The following is a 14778-nucleotide window of genomic DNA, read 5'->3' as shown; positions in this document are numbered from 1 at the left end:
AAGCTCCCCAAATAACGGGGAGCTTCTTGATCAGGAGATATGCAGTTTAAGATGCTCCATCCACTCTTTCATGGAAATAGATTTTAGGTAAGACCTTGCTTCCTCTTCGGTCATGACTGGGTTTTTGTATTTGAGACCTAAAAATTTTGACATGGCAAAATAAAGATCGGTGTTGTCAATATAACTTTTAATTCCCAGTTCATGGGCTTTATGCCCATAGGCGATAACGATCTGGTCTTCTGCGGTATGGTTGGTGGATGTCCAGTTTACATTCCCCCTTCTAGAAATAGCTGGTTTTGATAATTTTTCCCCTGAGGACTGATATTTGCTGTGGGCTAATATTCTACCCATAGTTGCTTCTGGTTCATACCAAATATCGTTTATTGTGTATTCTTTTTTTTCATTAAGACCTTTGAAGATGGCATCAGCTTCTTCTGGGGAGATTTTGGTGGAGGTATACTGTTCAAAGATCTCCTTTATTGATTTTTGGTCCTGTTTCTTCATCAGTTTTATCATGTACTCAAAGGAGGCCTTGTTTTGTTTATAAAAAAATAATCCTTCGGTGGAGTCATTGTACTCTGGGCCGGTGCCATTGATACCCCATCCAGAGTTACCGTGATCAGAGGTTATTATGAGCAGTGTTCTGGGGTTCTTTTTGATAAAATCAAGTACTACTTCGACAGTTTTATCAAATTCATAACAGTCCATCATCGCACTCCAGGCATCGTTGGCATGGGAAGCGTGATCGATTCTGCCTGCTTCGATTTGAAGGATGAACCCTTTTGGGTTTTTTGATAATCTATTTAATGCGGCAATGGTCATTTCTGGCAAATCTGGTTGGGTTGAAGCAATATTTTTATCATTAACCCTGTCCACATAGTAACTGATATGGGATGAACTGAAAACACCAAGTAATGGTCTATTGCTGTAAAGCTTCTCTTTTAGGCTTTCCCTGTTTTTTACTACATCATAACCTTTTGCCATGAACTCTGCATAAAGGTCCTTTTTATCCTTTCTTCCCTCAGGTGAAAAATGTCTATCACCACCTCCGAGTGCAACATCAAGCTGTAGTTTTAAAAGATCGATGGCTATATCATCCTCATTATCCCTGTTCTGATTATGGGAATACCAGGCGGCTGGTGTTGCGTGTGTCAATCTTGTGGTGGTTACTACCCCACAGGACAAGCCGTTTTCCTTTGCCAGCTCCAAAATCGTTTTGAGATTCCTACCATCTGGCAAAGTGGATAAGACTCTATTAAGGGTTTTAGATCCTGTGCTCCACGCAACAGATGCAGGTGCAGAATCGGTTACAACGCTGGAAAGGGAGCTTGTGTTTTGAAGGGCTAATACAGCTTTAGGATCTTTTAGCAATTCATAGATCTTTGAATTGTAGCTAAGCTCTTTGGAGAAGATAGTTTGCATACCCTTCATGACACCAAGTGGCATACCGTCCCCTACCATAAAGATAATGCCTTGTCCTCTTGATGGTTCCATCTTTTTGGCAAAGAGCTCTTTGCTTGTTGCTAAAGCTGCGATTGCAAAGCCTGATGCTTTTAGAAATTCCCGTCTTTTCATGGAACACCTCCTTTATTATCTTATATCAGTAATTTGTTAAGGGTAGTTCTTTTAAATGTTAAAAAAAATATAAAAAAATCTAAAATAGGAAAATATGATGTATTTAAGTTTTAGTTAGGAATATGAATATATTGTAACATTTTGTTTGTTAAGTGTTTGTAAAAAAAGTTTCAAAAACTTGCAATATGACAAAAAATAGCTAATTATATCATTATGAAAAAGCTGAATGAAAAGGTGTTGTCTTTACAAAATCTGGGGTACTTGTGGCTGGAGTATTTTCTGATATTTTTATGTGCACCCGTTGGTATGGCTCTTTTAGTAAAGGTTACACCGCTACCTTTCATATTGTTGGGTGGAATGATTGCTTTTTATCTATTATACAATGATGAACACTTCGACAAAAAGATATTTTATAGACTTCCACCTCTTACCCTCGAGTATGCTAGGATCTTAATACAGGTTGTGCTATTTGCTGGTTTGCTTTATTACTTTATTGCCCATTTTACCCCCAAATACCTATTTTTTTTCATAAGAAAAGATATCTTCCTATGGGTGAACATTATACTTATATATACCTTTCTTGCGGTATACCCCCAGGAGATTATATACAGGGCACTTATATTTCACAGATATGCACCGCTCGTAAAAGAGGAAAAGGGGCTAATACATCTGAGTGCCTTTGCCTTTGCTTTTGGACATGTAATATATCTTAATCCTTTTTCAGTGCTACTTTCCCTTTTGGGTGGGTACATATTCTCTTTTACTTATGTAAGAACAAGATCACTACCTTTAGTCTATTTAGAGCATCTTTTATACGGGTTGATCCTTTATACGATCGGTTTTGGTAACTATTTCTATTCTGGCTTTGCTGGCTGAATCGCTTTGCTGGAAAGCCTAAAGTTTATTATGCTGTAGGTAGCTGTACTCACGCCAGTATAAACAAGGGTTGTACAGAAAATAATGATCAAGCTCAGTATAAACCATCCATTGGATAGTTGGTCTAAGGCATTGTTTATATCCGGTTTGGGGTTGTCTGCATTAACTAAAAAAACATAAAAAGAAATAATCAACATGTTCAGTAAAGCCATCTTCTGATAGGTGGATATTCTCCCTTCACCCCTATAGTCAGCTCTTAAAAACTCAGAAAAGAATCTATAAAGCTGGGTGGTATAGGTTACTAAAAGTGTGGATAAAACAAAAAAGCCATAGATGTAGGCAATTATGGATAAAAAAGCTACAATGGAATAGATAATGTTGGCCGCAGCTTGAACAGGTACTGTTTTTTTGTTACAAAGATTTGATGAGTAGGAGGCTTTCTTATATCGACCTGTGTAGATTGTATAAAATCTTTCAAAAAAAGATCTAAGCAAAGGATGGTTGATATCATCTACAGCCTTGCCATAACAGCATCCAAAGCTCAAACAGCCGAGTCTACCTATACCTTCACCGACTGCGTAAGCTATCGCCATGGAGGAGATTGTAGGAAGTAGCATTTGAGCCCAGTTCCAATCACCATACAGGCTAGCTACAAAAACTGCGACGGGGCTTATCAAAACACCTACGAAAACAGCACCACCTACGGTGAATCCAGATTTTGATTTCTCTATACTTTTGGCAATTAGTTTTGATGCAGGGATACAGATGACAAATATCAGAAAAAGGGTAACGAGTATCTGTATCGGTTTAAGACCAACAGAGAGCATGAGGATTACCCCCAAGAGGGAACCGGTCGTATAAGCTATAGCATTAAAAAGGCCATAAAAGGTGATATTTAACGATAGCCAACTGCCGTTTGAAAGTTTCTTGTAGGGGAATGCAAATAGGAATTGAAATCTCTCATGGGGAAAATATTTTATTCCGATATAGGATAATATTGTTAAAAATAAAGCTAACACAGCTAAAAAAAGTTTTTCCATAATAAAAACTCCTTATTAATGTTTGCTTTTAGTATTGGTAGCGATCCTTTCTCTAACTCTAACTCTAACCTCAACTAAAGGCTGTTTAAAACCCATAGAGTATCTGCTATCCACATCGCTTCTTCTTGTTTGTAAGAGGATATCCTCATCGAAAGTTACCCTCCCCTTTTCAAAAAGGACAAGATCTGTGCTGCTACCCGGTTTGTAGACCGATTTGGGTTGGCCCTTTTTGACAAATTGCCCTGTAGTTAAAGGTTTAGGATCATCGTATTTGACTTCTGAATAGGCTTGACATATCTGACCTATCATCATGGCGACCACTTCGATGAATGCTACAATACCTACACCACTACCGTTTGGGACATCTGTGTCGATGATTGTGACGACTCTTCTATTTTTGGATAGTGGGGTATAAACGGCAACTGTTGCTTCTGGGTTACATGAGTGGTACACTCCGTCAAGTTCGTAGTGATCAAGAACAACTCCTGATACCGGTAGATGATTATAATGATATTCATCTGGGGTAAGTCTAAAGATGGCATAGTCTGCATCAGCGAAGGTTTTTATCCATTCTATTTTGTAGAGTAGTTCTTCTATGGTGAAGAACTTGTTTTTTAGCAATAGTAAAGGATCATCGTAGAGGGAACCAACCACCATTTTAGAGTCTGCAGGGGAAACGATTATGTTAATGTCTTCATCCATAGGTCTTGTTTCCCAGTATCTGATCTTTCTCATGAAAAGGTCTTCGATGGTTTTGATCTTTTCTACCTCGTATAATTCACTAGTATCTATATTTAGGCTATTGCAATATTCTAAAAACTCATTGTTGGTTAGGCTTTTATTGTACTTTATGTATTTTAGGAGTTTCGTTGTATGTTTACTTATGGCTAAGTTAAAGATAAAGGGTGCTTTTTCTCGAACAGAAGAGTATAAAAAATGTATGAGTTTGTCACCTAAAGGCTTTTCTTCTATCATTTTGCCAGATCTTCTATCTATAAAGCAATGTCTGCGCAATTTTTACCTCCATAACCCATTTCGACACTGATATCGATGAGCATTATTGAAAGTAGTTTTGTAATATCTTCAAGGGTTAGTATTCCGTTGTTGAATCTATTTTTAGCTCTTTGTAGAAGATTATCAAGTTCATCAAAAAGATAGAGATCTTTTGTATGATAATTGGTGATAAGACCTTCTTTAATTTTTTTAAGGATGTCATTCTTTAATATCTCAAACCCTTCCTCTATGTGCTTTAAGCGGAGCTGATTGCGATAAAACTCCTCTATTTCGCTGTTGAAAATATCACTGTTTATATCTAATGGGGATTTTTTATTATGTTGTGCTGTAATACTTCTTGAAATTTTATATGCATTTGTTTCTTTTTCATTTTTTATTCTGATCTTAAGATCATTGAGGCTATCTATTATTGAGAGATTTTCAGCTATATCGATGGCATCTTTGTTTATTATTTTTAATAGAGCTGACATGTAATCTTTTATCTCTAACCGAAGATAACCGGGGTATCTTCTGCTGTTTCTAATCTTTTCGCAGTGGGAGAGGATATAAAGCATAAAGCTGTTTTTTGTATCGCTTTTTATGTATACGGTAGGTAGCCCAATAGCTGTTGCAAAAAAGATCTGTCTTCGTTCACTTTCGATGTGAGGGGTGTCCGGAATATCTTGATGGGTAAGTTTGCCAGACATGATATATTTATAGGCAAGGGCTGTAAAAAGGGTTTGCAGGTTGGTACAGTGTTTGGTATCATCGAAAAGGTTGTAAAAACAGCTATAAAATCTCCCTTCAAACCCACTATAACCATTATTTTCTACGTATCTTCCCCTATAAAGAGCATAAAAGGAAAGCCTTTCATCGAATATGCCCATCTCATGGAGTTCTTTTTTTAATAATTGTTGGTTGTTGAGTTTTCCATCGAGCCCAGAAGCGGTCTCTGTGCTAAGAATGGATACAAAATAATCCAACACCCTAAAATCAGGTAAATAGTCCCCTTTAAGCATTAGCCCTTTTTCAAGGATCATATCCCACCAGAGGGGACCTTTTGGCATAAATCGATGTCCAAAACGCTTGTTATGAACTTTTTTTATCCATCTGCGGTAAATCATCCTTAGATGGGTGAAGTCAAGCTCATGGGGTAAAAAGCCTAATATGGTCTCCGGATGTATTTTATGAAATGGGATTCTGTAGACTGATGCGGAGTAAGTTACTGTTAAAAGGGGGATAAAATGTTCCACAATCTTGACCACGAGATCGGAATAATATTTCTCTGCTGACAGATTGAACAGTGATTTATCTTTTTTTATCTTATCCGTGAGAAATTTGCTCCCAATACTGATGTGGATGCCGTTGTTGGTAAGAGATGTGTTGGAGGTATTTGGTAAAACGATGAGATTGTTTTTTATTAAACCAGCATCCTTCAATTTTTCAAGGGTGTTTAGGTGACTTCTAGATAGGGCAAGGTGACAAAGTTCCATGTATTTCTTTTTTTCTTCACCTCTGTTCCAGCCAGCAAGGCATGGGCTTATAAAAAGTTCTCTGTAGAGACTGTCGGGTATCAGACTATTAAGTTTCTGTTGTCTTGTGGGAGTTAAGGGGGAGTGGTATACGTAGACCCTTTGACCGCTGTCCATTAGTCCGAACTTTTTATTGCTGTACTCAGTTAGTAGTTGTGTAAAAAGGTACCTTTTCACATTCTCTTTGGCTAAATGGGCGCCGATGTTCTCTTTTATATTTTCGCAGATATAAAAGGAGGTTACTTCAGGAGAGGTATTATCGTTTGAAAAATGATCTAACAACTTTTTACCAACTCTTTCGGCAATACTGCTTTGGGTTTTCACCTCACCTATGAAATCTGCTAATGCAATTCTTAGCATATAACTTACGGGGAATCTGAAACATTTTTCTCCATTTCTGTTGACTGTTTCGAAGAGATGTTTGTCCTTTCTATATCCGAGAGAGGGATCTGTTTTATCACTTAACATATCGTAATCGATGAGTGATAAGACATAGTTATTAAGATGTTTTTTGGGTATTATGACAAAACTGTTTTCCCATATCTTTTTTTTGTTATCGTTTAGGTAATCCTCTATCTCTTTTAGTTTGTAGGGTTGGTATTCACCATTTTTTGTTCTTTTTATGAGATTTGAATAGTAGGAGGATCTCCTTAAATATACTGGTAGATCAACAATCTCTTTATCCCCTTCTACAGCTGTTTGATATTCACTTTCGATCCCTGCGGTTACATCACCGCTTAAAAATATGCAGGGTGCCAAAAACCTTTCTTTGCGGCTATTGTTAAAATCTATAATTCCCATATATCACCTCAAGGAAAGCAATATCAGGAAAATGTAAAGAAAAGTCTATTTATATGTAAAAAAAAGTTAAAATGTTTAAACCCCTGACGCACTTATAATCTATTGAAATAATGTTGTTGTTATGATATTTAAATAATTATGGATAACTATTTTTTGAAAAGATATGATATCAGGGAGCATTTATGTTCCCTGCCATCTGGGGAAGTTTACAAGGGAATCGATACACAATTCCGTCGTAATATACTTATTAGGATTGTGGATATCTTTAGACAAACAGAAGCTGTAAACATCCAAAATAGGTTCATAAGGCATATCACCAATGCCTCCAAATTAACCCATAAGAATATCTTGAATGTAATAGATTACCATGTGGATGAAGCAAATAGACTTTATGAAATATTAGAGTATTTCGATATAAAAAATAGTTTTTTAAATAAAGAGATATTGTTTGATATGAGCTTGAATAAAAAGCTCAAGATTGCTACTGCTATTGTTGAGGCTTTGGACTTTGCCCATTCATTTAAGGTATTGCATCAAAATCTTTTTGTGGACTCAATATATTATGCTGATGATATTGTTAAAGTAGATAATTTTGATCTTAAGCGTTTTATCGCTAAAAACTCATTTATAAGTGAGCTTGGGATCTATAGCTCTCCTCCACCCTATGTGCCTCCTGAATATTTTTCCAGCTATGAGCCTTCGGTTGCAGGTGATATCTATCAACTGGGTTGTATCTTGTACTTTATCTTTTGTAGGGAGCACCCTTTTGGTGATACATTAAATGATGAAACTATTTTAAAGATAAAAAACTCTGATTATATAGATCCAGCTTATTATTCCGATGTAGAAGTTGATTTAGCAAAAATCATAAACAAGGCATTGTCAAAAAACCCTGCCCAGAGATATGAGACAGTTAATGAGCTGTTTATAGATCTTAAGAAGATTATAGAAAAGATAAAAGATAAAAAGTACGATATAAGTACCTACCGATTTTTCATCCAAAACAACAGAATGTATATTCAGACAAATCCTACTGCCCATATTGATATAAAGGATTTGGAGGAGAGATTACTAAATGAAAATATTTATAACTACGATTTAGAGAAGATACAATCAGCCATACATTCATCCACAGGTGAACCGGTCGAGATAGGTGAAGTTTTCAAAAAGATCGACAACAAGATCTTTTCAGCTTTTGATATCAGTGTCTCGGATGATAATATGGAATGTTACATAAAGAAACTAACGTCCCAGAGATTTGATCCAAGAGAAGTACTTTTTTACCTCAAGAAGAACAATATTCGTCATGGGCATTTGATAGATAATATATCCAAAGTCTCCACTGAGGCTGAAGGTGCCATAGCACTTGTAGCAAAAGGATCTGAACCCACGAGGGGTGAGGATGCTTATCTGGTATTTTTCTTTGAACAGGAAAATAGGTATAAACCTAAAGAGGATGAAGAGGGTAATATCGATTTTAGGAATATAAGTGTTATTCAACAGGTGGACAAGGGGGATCCCCTCGTATTGAAAGTACCAGCAACTAAGGGTATAGATGGCTTCGATGTATATGGAAACATTATTAAGGCTACCCCAGGTAATGATATAAAACTACCGGGTGGTAAAAATGTATATGTCTCCTCGGATGGTCTTAAGCTGCTTTCCACAACCGATGGCATAGTAAACTATGACAATGGCAAAGTAAACGTAATTGAGATGATAGTCATCGATGGGGATGTAAATTTTGCTACTGGAAATATAAACTACAAAGGTGATGTGGTGATAAAGGGGGATGTTTTACCTGATTTTAAAGTCTTTGCGGGGGGAGATATTAAGATAAAGGGGGTTGTTGAAGGGGCCTTTATAGAGTCGGAGAGGGGGTCTGTGATTATCAGCTCAGGTGTTTTTGGTAAAAATCAAACAAAGATAAAAGCTATGAAAAATGTCAAAGCTGATTTTGTTCAGGATGCTGAGATAATTGCAGGGGATACTGTTGAGATCACAAACTACACCAGAAATTGCAAAATAAACTGTAAAAATTTTATCTCCTACAAAGGGGTGGGTTCGGTTCAGGGTAGTACCATTGAGGCTACTAGAATGATAGATATCAATATTGCAGGTGCTAAAAACTACACAAGAACGTCACTTTTTATAAATCAACTCAATAAAAATAGTATCAAATTACAGATTCAGGATACCTTAGAGAAGTTAGATACTATATCCAAATCCATTGGTCAGATAAAATTGCAGATTAAAAAGATCATAACCAGCTATGGTTCCCTTGAAAACGCAATTCTTGATACGGAATATAAGACTAATGTGGAAAAACTCAAAAAACTGGAAAGTTTGAATGCAATCTTGCAAGAAAAACTCCAATCTTTACAATCAGATATGGAGTTTCTAGTGAGCGATCAAAAGGAGATAATCATTATCCGCAGAAATCTGTTTAGCGATGTAAAGATAAGGATTGGCAATGCCCTCATGGTCACAAAGGATGAATACGAAACAAGGGTAGTGATCACCAAAAACGAAGATGATCAATTGGTAATGGGTAGCACTATTTAGTAGGTTATTTTATGATCAAAATTGTAGTTTCGCTCTTTTCGTATATGCGGTCTTTTGTAACATCTGGATTTAAAAAGGCATCTTCCGGTGTTAGCTCATATCTATAAGATAGTTTTAATCTATTGATGTTTTTGTCCACTACTATTTCAATATTTTTAGAGTTCAAGTTTTTTAAGTTACCCACATATACATATTTTTGAAACTTACCCATTTCGTCTGTGATATCGAATGAAAGCCCGATTATAAACATATTTGAGATATTTTTGATATTTAGATCTATGATTTTTTCTCTGTCTGTATGTTTAATGTTGTAATAAAAGTTTAGATCGGAGGCTTTTTGAGTATAGGTGTACCTTTCTTTTAAAGTTTTATCGGTTTTGTAATTAAAAGATACCGAACAACCAAAAACAACTGATAAAATAACTAATAGATATAAATAGGTTTTCATAGTTTTAACATTTCCTTTTCAGATTGTATTATTTCATGAAAGAACATCTCAAGTTCTGTGATCTCCTCTTCTGGATAGCCCAAGGAGCTATACCACTCGTCAAAACCTTTATCGTAACCAGCTGTGATGGAAAACCCATATCGCTTTACCATGTTATTGGCTATGTAGATGACCTTTGCCATATCCTGGTAGTAGGAGGTACTAACACTGTGGTGATTTCTTACAACGTCTATATATAACTCTGGTAACCCCCATTCTTTCAAAAGATAGCTTCCCACCATTGAGTGATCCACACCTAAATATTCTTTTTCTAATTGGGAAATATCTACTTCCTGGGCGTAGGATAACTCTTTAACGAGGGAATACTTTTGCACATACATGGATAAGACAACCTGCCCTATGTCATGTAAAAGCCCTATTATAAAGGCCTCTTCTGCAATGCTTCTGTGGTATTTAATAGAGAAGAGCCGGGCATAGATGGCTGTGGCAACGGAATGTTCCCAGAGTTTTTGTTCGAAAAAGGTTATTTTTGATGCTTCAAAAAGACCTTTTGTGGATAGCGCAATTACAAGGTTTTTGAGATTGTTGATACCCAATAGGGATATGGCTTGGGTGAGATTCTGAATTGTCACCTTTAATCCAAACAAAGGTGAGTTTGCTAATTTTAAAATAGCTGCGGTGATGCTCATATCCTTTGAGATGACAGCTACAAGATCAGCGAAACTAAAGTCAGGTTTTTCAATTATCTGTAAAACCTGAGCTGCCACCTGGGGCATAGGAGGCAATTCAGTGATGTCTGATAGAATCGTTTTTATTTTATCAGTATCATTCATTATCGGTTCTATCGCTGGTTTTGTTCTCTTTTATATCCTTTATCTCCAGCTCTAGATCTTCAATCTTTTGGTTTATCCTGATTATATCATCATAGTCAGCTACTATCTGGGGATCATCCAAAAGACCATCTTCTACCATTTTAAATGCCCTTTTCCCCATAGATTTGTATCGTTCATCTTTTCTTTTTCTAAGGGTGGAGATCTCCAATTTCAGTTTGCTGATTTTAGAAAACTTAATAAGTTCCTCTTTCCCTTTTTCGATCTTTGTTCTAAGCCAGTCCATACTTTTTTCTTTATCAAACATATAAGCCTCCATAGGTCTATTTTTTTGTAATTATATATATCAAGACTAACATTACAATATTTGCAGCTAAGGATAGGATAAATAGATAAAACCAATTTTTGGTTTTAGCAACAGTTTTTTTAGAGTCAGTAAGTAGAGATGGAAGAAATGTACTAAAATCGGAGTCTTTCAACCTCATCCAAGGTGCTCCCTGAAAAGTTATATAGTCCACAGAAAGATACTTGCCCCTTGCGATACCTTCTTTGATCTCTTCGTAGGTCAAAGAGGAGACCTTTAAGCCATTTAAAAGCTTTATCTCATATTCCTCTGTTTTAAGATTAAGGTCGTAGGATTCACCACAGACGTTGCAACTAAAGATCTTTTTATCTGTTTCGATATCTGCATTACATTTTTTACAAATCATTTTCATAAAAGGTACCCCACTTTTCATAAAGATTGTGCTCTATTGATATTATATCAAAGATTTTTCCAACTACAAATGAAATTATATCCTCCAATGTTTTTGGTTTGTGATAAAAGCCTGGAGCAGCGGGGACAATCTTAGCTCCTGCCCTACTTAGTTTGAGCAGGTTTTCTAAGTGTATCTGGTTTAGGGGTGCTTCTCTAAAAACTATTACAAGTTCCCTATACTCTTTTAAGGCTACATCAGAGGCACGTTCTATAAGGTTTGAACTTATACCTGATGCAACTCGACCAACGAAGCCCATAGATGCTGGGCATACGATATATTTTTCAATTTTAAAGGAGCCGCTGGATATTGGGGCAGAAAAATCACGATAGTCGTGATAAAATGTTTTGTTTTTATTAAGGGCTAATGCGTTTATTATATCTTTACCATAATTAAGTTTCAAGCTGCTCTCAAGGTTTATATTTGTTATACCGTCAGGGGTTATAGATAGGTGTAACTCGATGTTATTAAGTCTATTTAGTTCCTGTAACAGTTTTATCCCATATTGGGCACCACTAGCACCGGTAATTCCCACAAAAACTTTCATCAATTCCCCACAAAAATATCTATTGAAGTAAAGATAAATATTACGAGACTAATGTAGGCATTTATATTGAAAAAAGCTATAGAAAGCTTTTGTAGATTGCTCTTTTTTAGAATATAGTGCTCATAAATCATAAACAATCCTGAGCCCAGTACCCCAACAAGGTAAAAATAACCCAAGTTACTAAAGTACTTTACAGAGATAAACAGTGAAAAGGCTATGATATGAAATACCCTTGAAACCCACAACGATCCGTTGATACCAAGAAACCTTGGTATGGAAAATAACCCCTTTTCCCTATCAAAGTCTATATCCTGTATGGCATAGATTATATCAAAGCCTGCTACCCAAAACATAACCCCCAACCCCAATAGGAGTATGGAAATATCTACTCTACCAAGAATAGCCACATAGGCACCAACTGGTGCAAGCCCAAGTGCTATACCAAGTATGATATGACATAGGGCAGTAAACCTTTTAGTATAAGAATAGATAAAAAAGATCAATATGGGGATAGGTGATAGGATAAAACTTAACATATTCAATTGGTAGGTTGCTATTTCGTACAAGATAAATGAAATGATAATATAGACTATAGCTTCACCTTTTTTTATTTTGCCTGTTGGGATCTCCCTTTGGGCTGTTCTTGGGTTTAACTTATCTATCTCGGCATCTATAACCCGGTTTAACCCCATTGCTCCACTTCTTGCACCAATCATGGCTACTGCAATCCAGAAGATCTGCTTGAAACTCGGTAGTCCATTTGCTGCTATAATGGCACCGGTAAAGGCAAAGGGTAGAGCAAATAATGAATGTTCAAACTTGATCATCTTCAAAAAATCTTTTAACTTTTGCATTACTCCACCAGAATATCGATTAGTGCTTTTGCAAAGTCATCATCATCATTGAGGCTTTTGCTCCTGTTTGCTTTTATTCCGTTTGCCTTAAGTTTACTCAGATACTGGTCATCTACTTCTATGAGTGTTTCTATGTGATCAGAAACAAATGAGATGGGGCAGATTACGATATTGTTGTAACGTTCTTTGATAAGTCTATTTATCTCATCTTCAGTAGAAGGCTCTAACCATCTTATCTTACCAGTTTTGCTCTGATATGACAAGGAGAAGGATCTGGGCTTTATCTGGTCGATGATAAAATGGATCTGTTCTGTAATATGTTTTACGTAGAGGTCCCCTTTGTCAATGGTGTAGTAGGGGAGTGAGTGGGCGGAGAATAAGATATGTGCCTGATCTGTTGTTATATTGAGCTCTTTTATGGATTCTAATATATTTCTTATTAAAATGGAGTTATAGGATCGATTCAGATGCCAATGGGGGATAACCTTGAAACTTTTTTTAGGTGGTAAGATATTTATCGCATTGAAAAATCTTGAGAAACAAGCTCCAGCTGTGGTATATGAGTATTGGGGATACATGGTCATTACGTAGATATTGTCAAAATCACCTGTCTGGAGGTATTTTATTGTATCCTTTATATAAGGATGATAATAGCACATCCCCACAGCAGTTTCAAGATGCCTCCCATACCTTTCATGATAAAACATGCTAACCTTTTTCAATAAACTATTCATTATTGGTAGCTGGGGTGACGCCCCCCCCATTTTTTCATACTCCTTAGCCACCTTTTTGCTACGTTTTTTTGCAATAAATTTAGCTAAGAGTCTTTGGGGTAACTCACCGATCCCGAAATCTATTATATTTCTGTCGTTAAAAAGATTGTATAAAAAGGGTTCTATCGCTTCCAAACAGTCTGGGCCACCCATATACATCACGTAAAGAAGATCTGATTTATTAGACACTGTTTTTCACCAGATCCACAAGGAATTTGACATTTTCCACGGGAGAATTAGGCAAAATACCATGCCCAAGGTTGAATATATGCCCTTTTAGGGTTTTACCTTTTTCTATGATTGCCTTAACGTGTCTTGATATGGTATCTTTGTCAGAGAAAAGGATCACGGGATCAAGATTACCTTGTAAAACAAACCTACCTCTACCGAGAGATATATCCGCATCATCAAGGTCTATTTTCCAGTCAACACCAATACCTGTACAGTTTAAGTCTGAAATATATTTATAAAAGGTTGCACTATCCTTTGCGAAATAGATTATATGGGCATTTTTGAGATTTTCTATAAGCGATTTAACATATGGAAGAACTTTTGTCTGGTACTCCATTGGGGAGAGTATACCTGCCCAGGTATCAAATATCTGAACAACAGGGCAGCCATTATCGATTTGTGCCTGTAGATATTTTGTTGTGCTTATGGTCAATTTCTCCATCAATGTTTCATAAGCTTTTGTATTTGTATGCATCATCTTTTTAATTTCTATGAAATTTTTACTTCCTCCCCCTTCTACCATATAACAGGCCAAGGTAAAAGGGGCTCCAGAAAACCCAATAAGGGGAACTTTTAGAGATTTCACTAAAAGCTTTACTGTTTCTATCACGAAGGGGACATCACTGTATGGATCTAACAATCGTAGTCTATTTGCATCCTGTTCACTTCTTACAGGGTTTGATATAATTGGTGCCGGATTAAAATCAAGGTTTACACCCATAGGTTCGATGGGTATCAAAATATCTGAAAATAGGATTGCTGCATCCACACCGAGGATATCTATTGGCTGGTGGGTCACTTCTGCTGCTAATTCTGGTGTTTTGCACAGCTCAAGAAAGGTAACCTTTCTCCGTACCTCCATGTATTCAGGCATATACCTACCAGCTTGACGCATGAGCCAGACGGGTGGCCTTTTCACTTTTTTCCCTTCTAAAACATCTAGTAAAAGAGTGTTCAT

14 protein-coding genes are annotated in these 14778 nt (G+C 36.5%); 2 read left to right on the top strand and 12 right to left on the bottom strand.

The features are described from left to right. Positions 1 to 30: 30 nt before the first annotated feature. Positions 31 to 1575, bottom strand: coding sequence for an alkaline phosphatase (locus tag N3C60_06740; protein ID MCX8084596.1), 1545 nt, complete (start codon positions 1573 to 1575; stop codon positions 31 to 33). Positions 1576 to 1788: 213 nt separating this feature from the next. Between N3C60_06740 and N3C60_06735 the strand changes: the two genes are divergently transcribed. Next, positions 1789 to 2451 (top strand): CPBP family glutamic-type intramembrane protease, encoded by a 663-nt coding sequence (locus tag N3C60_06735; protein ID MCX8084595.1) that lies wholly within the window; start codon positions 1789 to 1791, stop codon positions 2449 to 2451. On the opposite strand, the gene N3C60_06730 is transcribed toward N3C60_06735, so the two are convergent. The 3 genes from N3C60_06730 to N3C60_06720 are packed head-to-tail and all read right to left on the bottom strand — an operon-like array spanning position 2430 to position 6817. Then, positions 2430 to 3491 carry a prolipoprotein diacylglyceryl transferase gene (locus N3C60_06730; GenBank protein MCX8084594.1) on the bottom strand — a complete coding sequence of 354 codons (1062 nt, stop codon included), beginning with the start codon at positions 3489 to 3491 and terminating at the stop codon, positions 2430 to 2432. The genes N3C60_06735 and N3C60_06730 overlap by 22 nt on opposite strands. Positions 3492 to 3506: 15 nt before the next feature. After that, positions 3507 to 4505: a phosphatidylserine decarboxylase gene (locus tag N3C60_06725; protein ID MCX8084593.1), complete on the bottom strand. Its 999-nt coding sequence runs from the start codon at positions 4503 to 4505 to the stop codon at positions 3507 to 3509. After that, complete coding sequence (locus N3C60_06720; GenBank protein MCX8084592.1) at positions 4484 to 6817, bottom strand: hypothetical protein; 2334 nt, start codon at positions 6815 to 6817, stop codon at positions 4484 to 4486. The genes N3C60_06725 and N3C60_06720 overlap by 22 nt, the downstream gene beginning before the upstream one ends. A 138-nt stretch (positions 6818 to 6955) precedes the next feature. On the opposite strand from N3C60_06720, the gene N3C60_06715 reads away from it, so the two are divergent. Beyond that, positions 6956 to 9382: a FapA family protein gene (locus N3C60_06715; GenBank protein ID MCX8084591.1), complete on the top strand. Its 2427-nt coding sequence runs from the start codon at positions 6956 to 6958 to the stop codon at positions 9380 to 9382. A 4-nt stretch (positions 9383 to 9386) separates the two neighbouring features. Here N3C60_06715 and N3C60_06710 read toward each other — a convergent pair whose 3' ends face one another. From N3C60_06710 to hemE, 8 genes are read right to left on the bottom strand one after another with little or no spacing between them, the layout of a single operon-like run. After that, a complete protein-coding gene (locus N3C60_06710) occupies positions 9387 to 9830 on the bottom strand; it encodes a hypothetical protein (GenBank protein ID MCX8084590.1) in 444 nt (147 codons plus the stop codon). Beyond that, positions 9827 to 10663 (bottom strand): HDOD domain-containing protein, encoded by an 837-nt coding sequence (locus N3C60_06705; protein MCX8084589.1) that lies wholly within the window; start codon positions 10661 to 10663, stop codon positions 9827 to 9829. Before N3C60_06705 ends, N3C60_06710 begins: the two co-directional genes overlap by 4 nt. Beyond that, positions 10656 to 10967, bottom strand: coding sequence for a hypothetical protein (locus tag N3C60_06700; protein MCX8084588.1), 312 nt, complete (start codon positions 10965 to 10967; stop codon positions 10656 to 10658). Before N3C60_06700 ends, N3C60_06705 begins: the two co-directional genes overlap by 8 nt. Before the next feature lie 16 nt (positions 10968 to 10983). Continuing rightward, positions 10984 to 11376: a hypothetical protein gene (locus N3C60_06695; GenBank protein ID MCX8084587.1), complete on the bottom strand. Its 393-nt coding sequence runs from the start codon at positions 11374 to 11376 to the stop codon at positions 10984 to 10986. Next, on the bottom strand, positions 11360 to 11962 hold the full coding sequence (locus N3C60_06690) for a UbiX family flavin prenyltransferase (protein ID MCX8084586.1): 603 nt from the start codon (positions 11960 to 11962) through the stop codon (positions 11360 to 11362). Before N3C60_06690 ends, N3C60_06695 begins: the two co-directional genes overlap by 17 nt. After that, positions 11962 to 12816 (bottom strand): putative 4-hydroxybenzoate polyprenyltransferase, encoded by an 855-nt coding sequence (gene ubiA / locus N3C60_06685; protein ID MCX8084585.1) that lies wholly within the window; start codon positions 12814 to 12816, stop codon positions 11962 to 11964. The genes N3C60_06690 and ubiA overlap by 1 nt, the downstream gene beginning before the upstream one ends. Next, positions 12816 to 13778 (bottom strand): ferrochelatase, encoded by a 963-nt coding sequence (gene hemH, locus N3C60_06680; protein ID MCX8084584.1) that lies wholly within the window; start codon positions 13776 to 13778, stop codon positions 12816 to 12818. Before hemH ends, ubiA begins: the two co-directional genes overlap by 1 nt. Next, a complete protein-coding gene (hemE, locus tag N3C60_06675) occupies positions 13771 to 14778 on the bottom strand; it encodes a uroporphyrinogen decarboxylase (GenBank protein ID MCX8084583.1) in 1008 nt (335 codons plus the stop codon). Before hemE ends, hemH begins: the two co-directional genes overlap by 8 nt.

Source organism: Calditerrivibrio sp. (assembly GCA_026415135.1).
GTDB lineage: Bacteria > Chrysiogenota > Deferribacteres > Deferribacterales > Calditerrivibrionaceae > Calditerrivibrio.
The sequence above is the reverse complement of the archived record's forward strand: the minus strand, read 5'-3'. Positions and strand labels throughout refer to the sequence as shown.

Bases quoted from the DNA above. Each gene is read 5' to 3' on its own strand.
- ubiA (MCX8084585.1), bottom strand. From the start codon at position 12,816: ATGCAAAAGTTAAAAGATTTTTTGAAGATGATCAAGTTTGAACATTCA.
- N3C60_06735 (MCX8084595.1), top strand. From the start codon at position 1,789: ATGAAAAAGCTGAATGAAAAGGTGTTGTCTTTACAAAATCTGGGGTAC.
- N3C60_06700 (MCX8084588.1), bottom strand. From the start codon at position 10,967: ATGTTTGATAAAGAAAAAAGTATGGACTGGCTTAGAACAAAGATCGAA.
- N3C60_06715 (MCX8084591.1), top strand. From the start codon at position 6,956: ATGGATAACTATTTTTTGAAAAGATATGATATCAGGGAGCATTTATGT.
- N3C60_06730 (MCX8084594.1), bottom strand. From the start codon at position 3,491: ATGGAAAAACTTTTTTTAGCTGTGTTAGCTTTATTTTTAACAATATTA.
- N3C60_06720 (MCX8084592.1), bottom strand. From the start codon at position 6,817: ATGGGAATTATAGATTTTAACAATAGCCGCAAAGAAAGGTTTTTGGCA.
- hemE (MCX8084583.1), bottom strand. From the start codon at position 14,778: ATGAACACTCTTTTACTAGATGTTTTAGAAGGGAAAAAAGTGAAAAGG.
- N3C60_06740 (MCX8084596.1), bottom strand. From the start codon at position 1,575: ATGAAAAGACGGGAATTTCTAAAAGCATCAGGCTTTGCAATCGCAGCT.
- N3C60_06695 (MCX8084587.1), bottom strand. From the start codon at position 11,376: ATGAAAATGATTTGTAAAAAATGTAATGCAGATATCGAAACAGATAAA.
- N3C60_06710 (MCX8084590.1), bottom strand. From the start codon at position 9,830: ATGAAAACCTATTTATATCTATTAGTTATTTTATCAGTTGTTTTTGGT.
- N3C60_06705 (MCX8084589.1), bottom strand. From the start codon at position 10,663: ATGAATGATACTGATAAAATAAAAACGATTCTATCAGACATCACTGAA.
- N3C60_06690 (MCX8084586.1), bottom strand. From the start codon at position 11,962: ATGAAAGTTTTTGTGGGAATTACCGGTGCTAGTGGTGCCCAATATGGG.